Origin of the sequence: uncultured Nostoc sp. (assembly GCF_964245445.1) — a bacterium.
Taxonomy (GTDB): Bacteria; Cyanobacteriota; Cyanobacteriia; order Cyanobacteriales; family Nostocaceae; genus Nostoc.
This window is the reverse complement of the sequence record NZ_CAXTNE010000429.1, coordinates 1-4,502: the sequence shown is the minus strand read 5'-3', so window position 1 is coordinate 4,502 and position 4,502 is coordinate 1. Positions and strand designations below refer to the sequence as shown.

General features: G+C 44.4%; 4 protein-coding genes. 2 read left to right on the top strand and 2 right to left on the bottom strand.

Features of this window, described 5'->3' with window-relative positions; genetic code table 11:
* A partial coding sequence (locus tag ACFE90_RS36620) for an NB-ARC domain-containing protein (protein ID WP_375507144.1) occupies positions 1-1,586 on the bottom strand: 1,586 nt, incomplete at its 3' end.
* 135 nt (positions 1,587-1,721) lie between these two features.
* On the opposite strand from ACFE90_RS36620, the gene ACFE90_RS36615 reads away from it, so the two are divergent.
* On the top strand, positions 1,722-1,970 hold the full coding sequence (locus tag ACFE90_RS36615; RefSeq protein WP_375507143.1) for a hypothetical protein: 249 nt from the start codon (positions 1,722-1,724) through the stop codon (positions 1,968-1,970).
* Positions 1,971-2,167: 197 nt separating this feature from the next.
* Positions 2,168-2,506 (top strand): hypothetical protein, encoded by a 339-nt coding sequence (locus ACFE90_RS36610; RefSeq protein ID WP_375507142.1) that lies wholly within the window; start codon positions 2,168-2,170, stop codon positions 2,504-2,506.
* Here the strand turns inward: ACFE90_RS36610 and ACFE90_RS36605 are convergent.
* Positions 2,498-4,456: an FHA domain-containing protein gene (locus tag ACFE90_RS36605; RefSeq protein ID WP_375507141.1), complete on the bottom strand. Its 1,959-nt coding sequence runs from the start codon at positions 4,454-4,456 to the stop codon at positions 2,498-2,500. The two genes, ACFE90_RS36610 and ACFE90_RS36605, sit on opposite strands and share 9 nt — an antisense overlap.
* Positions 4,457-4,502: the final 46 nt, after the last annotated feature.

Genomic DNA, 4,502 nt, shown 5'->3' with positions numbered 1-4,502 from the left:
GCGACATCAGGATGTTCTAAACCAAGACGATTTTCAGCTATATCTTTACATAGTTTGTACCAAGGTTCTGCTTGTTGATAAAGTCCTTGACCGTAATAAAACCAGCCTAAACCTCTGAAAAGCCCAATTAAATCCTCGTCGCTGAGATATTGGGATAAGTAGATTGCAACTTCTGCAATGTGGAAGATAAAGGGAGTGAGGTTTAAAATATCTTCACGGTTAGGCTGTGGAGGAATTTGCTTTGCCACCTCTAGCATCTGCGCTGCAAAGATTATTTTTACCTTATCTGCATTACTTGACTCATTCAACTTCATTTGGAAAAATTGCCGAATCAGTGGATGTAGACGATAAATTCCTTTATCCTGCCATTGTATTAAATGCAGTTTCCGCAACTCAGCTATAGCTTTCTCCCAAAGTTCTTGTTCATCGTCATCTTTTATCCACTCAACAGAAAAAGGAATATCAGCCAAAGCATACAAACTCAGCCAACAGCCTAAGCCTTGTGCTTTCTCATCCAATTGTTCCCAACTTAATGCAATAGCTTCAGCAACGCCGTATTCATAACGCATCAATGGGTTAGCCTTGGCTATTGCTTCGTGTTCCAATCGCTTTTTCTTTAGCCGCTTTAGCAGTTTTTCTAAAGACAAATCTGGCATTGTATCCAGATATCGCCCCACCAACTCTAAGGCCAAAGGCAAATATCCCAAGAATTTACAAATTTCTCTCGCAACCCAAGGTTCGCTTTTAAGTCGTTCTCTATCAACCAGCGCTTTTAATAATTTCATCGCCGCCAATGGTTTGAGAACACCCAAAGATAATTGCGGCAAAGTTCTATTAAATTCCTCGCGCGTTGTCAGCAATACTTTAAACCGGGGTGATTGTGGGGGTAGATTACGCTGAACCTGTGTTTTGTAGTTGGTGACATTATCAAACACCAGCAGCACTTCACCTTGTTGCCAATTCTGCCAGCAATATCTCAGCCTATCTACTAATTCCCAATCGTCCGGTGCAATGAGTTTAAATTTCAATTCCGCAAATCTGAGAATTTGAATTCCTACATCAATTCCCTGTGCAGATAACCAGCAAACCCCACCTTGATATTTCTGCAAATGCTGTTTGGCGTATTGGGTAGCCAGTTCAGTCTTGCCTACTCCACCCATACCCGCCACAGCTACAATAGCAACTTGCCGAGATGTTTGTAATTGCTGGTGCAGTTTTTGTAGTTCCGCCTCACGTCCCACAAATTTTTCAAATGGGACAGCAGGGGGAATATTTTGATGAATTTCTTTAATTGTGGGTTGGGCATCTTGCCCGCCATTATATTTCCTTGTCAGGCAAGCCCGTAACTTTTCTAGTTTGCCCCGACCTTTAGAAGCGGCTAACTCAGGATAACTTTGGGCGAATTTGTCATAAACCTCAGTCATCCGCTTTTTGAAAGCAGCAGCGCCAATGTTCAACTCGCTGGCAAGTTTTGCCTCACTCTTCCCTGAGTTTTCAGTCTTCAACCGCTCTACAAAAGCTGCCGTTTGCTCTGGGGATAAGCTATTAGTAGCAGCTTCATTGGCTAGAAAATCAGCCCATTGCATAGACAGCTTGTGAGATTTCTTCTCGATTCTACTTAATTTCTACTTTCTCTCTACTTTGTCTCTATTTCTATGGAATCTCTTCTTCTCCTGGCAGAAATATCATTTGCATAGAAACATTTAAAAGAGATTCAAGCCATGAAAACTGCCTTAACAACTCCAGCCAACTCCAATCAAACCGCCCAAACTTCGCAATTAATCCCCGCCTCGCCAACATCGGTAGAGAATCCATCTACTTGGATGCGAAATGGATACAGTCCGACTGAAATTATTCTAGCGGCGGCAATTTTAACTTCATTGTCGATTGGGGGAATTGCCTCTGTGATTGTGGCGATTACAGGTTTAGTTAAAACTTTAGTACGCCCGACAAGCGAAAAAACAAAGTAGGGGTACTGGCAAAGGCAAATTCTTCGCTTCGTTGCTATCCCGCCTCGGAATCAATTCCGAGGCTAATAGCCGAAGTCCGTTCAAACGGACTAAATTTTAGTTAATTTGAGTTAGTTTTAACTGACTTGCGCTGTTAACCTGCGATTTGAATCGCACGCAGGCTGAAGGTATCGCCCGTCACTTGAGACTTTGAGCTTTTGAACTCCAACGTTGAGCCTTTGAACCTGAACGTTGAGCCTTTGAGCCTGAACGTTGAGCCTTTGAGCCTGAACATTGAGCCTCTGAACCTGAACGTCGAGCCTTTTTACTCGAACGTTGCACCTCTGAACTCCAACGTTGAGCCTTTGAACTCCAACGTTGAACCTCTGATCCTCAACGTTGCACCTTTTATCCTCGAAGTTGCACCTCTGAACCTCAAAGTTGCACCTTTTATCCTCGAAGTTGCACCTTTTATCCTCGAAGTTGGGATTTGCTACTCAAAACAGCCAGATAAATACTCTATTTCTACTGCCTCCTGCCTCCTAATACTAAGGTGACCGATTTAACACCCACTTCAACCACTGCCCAAAGGAACTTACAACATTCAACCTTTGAACTCCAGGCGCACGGGCGGCGGCGAGTCCATCAACGGCGACTAATGCGGCGTACTGCAAGCCCAAGAAACTATCAACTGCTGCATAAGGGCCACCTAAAGTAATAGCCCCAGCAGCATACATTTGACCTCTATCACTACGCATTTCTACCAATTCAAAATTGTTCGCTACAGTCAGTCGCCCCAGATGATTCACTGGAAGGTTGTAATGTTTTACCAAATCTGCTATGAGGGGATTGGCATCTACCTTGGCATCCAGTCCAGTAGCATCAACAATAAAGTCAGCTAGCAATTTCGTTTCCCCAAAGCTTTTTTCTCGGATATGGGTAATAGTCCGGTTTTGGGGATCTCGTTCTACATCCAAAACCTCACCGAAGGTAATTTGATACCAGCCTTCGCTTAACCCTTGGGCAGTAATTTGCTGCCAGTCTTGGCGGTCGGCGGTGGTAGTTCCACCCCAGTCTACTAGTAAACGTTTGCGTTCATCGGGGGTGGCTTTTTCTAACATTGCCCGGAGTTCGCCGCCCCAACAGGCTTTAGGCCAGTTAAAGGGTTGAAATTCGTAATGATTTTTGACTAGGCGCTGAGTATTTTGAAATTTGTTGCCTTGAGGTTTTGGCGATCGCATTAAATGCAAAACTGCAATATTCTGATTTCGTTTTCTGGCTTCATAAATGCGCTGTACAATCCGCGAAGCCACAATTCCCCGCCCCCGAATCAATACCGTACCACCTTGTTGCTCTAGTTGCTCATAAACATGATCGTGAGCTTCATAAGCATTGACTACAGATTTAAAATCTTGATATTTTTCTCTATAAGCTTGCAAATCTGGGAGAAACTGAATTGCTGGATACCCAGTAGCTAAATGTAAATAACGACTAACTAAAAAAGCATAATTTCCTGGGGCGCGAGAATAGGCTATACAATACCTGCCATCATCAGTTTTGCGAATTCCCCTAACTCGCCCATAGCGATAAATTTGATTCCAGCCAATGCGTTTCGCCTCCCTATCTATGGAATCAAAGACATTACCCGCACGGGGAGTATAAGTTTCTGCAAATGTTGGTTCAGCAAACACTTGCCACAAATACTTGAATGCTGACTTTATCTCTCCCTTGGCTAAGTCTCCCCAAGCTTCACGCAAGGCATAACTAGGCCAGCCCCAAATATTATCAGGACAAGAGTCAGAATTAGAGCGCAGTCTTTCATATAAGGGAATTTGTGAATTCAAACAAAGGCGCTTATAACGAGCGTAAGGTTCCGCCTCTAATCCCAAAGCCACAATTTTGTCAGCACGCACACCACTAATTCGCAGCAAATCAGCCCAAACGAAGCTACCCAGTCCCGCCCCGATCGCTAGATAATCAGATTCATCTACTGGCAGTCCTGTAGCATGAAGTGCTTGCACAGCGACTTTTTGTGCCTGAAACGCTAGCGGCGGGAAATTACTCGTCAAGGGCGTTAGCGGCTGGGCTACAGGCAAGCTGGGGTCTGGAAGATTGGTATTTGCGTTGAAATGAATCGTTGAAGGAGGGCTAGTATCTGGTGCGGGTACGTTAGCAGCAAATGTCACTGTAATCGCATAGGGGCCAATTTGCAACGTATCGCCATTAGCCAGAACACTGCGCGTTTGTGGTTGACCGTTGACATATACACCGTTAACGCTGCCTTGGTCAATCACTACTAGATGGTCTTGTTCCCAGTCAATTAGGGCATGGTAGCGAGAAACTTCGTTACTGTTAAGCAGCATCCGAGAAACCCGTACTCCCCTGAGTTCAGCAGGTAAACGAGCGAATTCTCGACCAAAAGCGATCGGCATACTCAACCTTGGTTGTCGCCGTTCACCCGTCGCTGGATCGTCCCAACTCAATTGGATTTGTAAATCATTTGTCATTTGTCATTTGTCATCTGTCATTTGTTAGTTGTCCTCTCTTAGTTGT

Bases quoted from the DNA above. Each gene is read 5' to 3' on its own strand.
- ACFE90_RS36605 (WP_375507141.1), bottom strand. From the start codon at position 4,456: ATGACAAATGATTTACAAATCCAATTGAGTTGGGACGATCCAGCGACG.
- ACFE90_RS36615 (WP_375507143.1), top strand. From the start codon at position 1,722: ATGAAAACTGCCTTAACAACTCCAGCCAACTCCAATCAAACCGCCCAA.